Below are 928 nucleotides of genomic sequence, written 5' to 3' on the forward strand. Positions count from 1 at the left end.
GGTGAGCGCGCGCGCCATGGTGCCGGTCACCGCCGCCTGGCCTGATTTTACCCCGCCGCGTGGCCGGATTTTGCACCGCCGTTGACAGATCGACAGGTCACGAACCAGGATGGTTCGATATCCCTTGAAGCGCGATCCCGAGGGCACATTCACAGACAGAACCTCTTCGCGCGTGACGCGGTCCTTGTCGCGTTTCGGGCCACGCCGCCGCCGTGGACCGCCGCTCTTGCGAACCTCCCGTTCGGTAACCTTGTCCATGCCGGAGGGTTTAAACGGAGGCCGCGGCGGAAGGTTCTTCAGCCGCGCGATCTCATCGCGCAGTTCCTGGTTCTCGACTTGCAGGGCGGCCCGGGCCGCCTCGGCTGACGCGAGCTGATCGCCCAGGTGGGTCACCTGGTCCTCGAGCGATTGCAGCCGTCGTGACAGATCCCCAACGAGCCGACGCAAACTCTCGGCGCTCAGCGTCCCAAAGGTATCATCCGATGACAGGCCCATACGATTTTGAATCAGACCCAGATCACGAACGCAACACCTGTGCCCCGCAATCTGCCCCAGTTACCCATGGGAAACGCTTCAAGGAGAGCTGTAATTGCGAATTATCAGTTGATACAACCGCACATAGAGCGTTTTTGCGGATTACACGGATCGCTGAAGACTGCTGCAGTTGTCTGCTAGCAATGCGCAGCCTGGTACGCAGTCTGTCATCGATGAGACCTTGCATCGCCGAACGAGGATCAGAGAACATGCTGTAGAAAAACCACGATGTCGCTGTGTTTGCTGCGCCATAACTGAGGACACGACCGCCGCCGCCCCCTACCCCACCTTCATACAATGCTCTTTAAACGACCGTTTCCTTGCGCGTATGGATTGTGTATGACGGGCCTACCGGCAGCTCAAACCTGGAATCATCCGTGCCCCTCATCGGCTA

At 59.4% G+C, this 928-nt stretch carries 1 protein-coding gene; it reads right to left on the minus strand.

Annotation, left to right across the window (positions count from 1 at the left end; genetic code table 11):
- Nucleotides 1-393: hypothetical protein (locus J0F76_RS20685; protein WP_207472348.1), on the minus strand; the 393-nt coding region annotated here is incomplete at its 3' end.
- Nucleotides 394-928: the final 535 nt, after the last annotated feature.

This window comes from Paracoccus fontiphilus, assembly GCF_017356265.1.
In the GTDB taxonomy this organism is placed as follows: domain Bacteria; phylum Pseudomonadota; class Alphaproteobacteria; order Rhodobacterales; family Rhodobacteraceae; genus Paracoccus; species Paracoccus fontiphilus.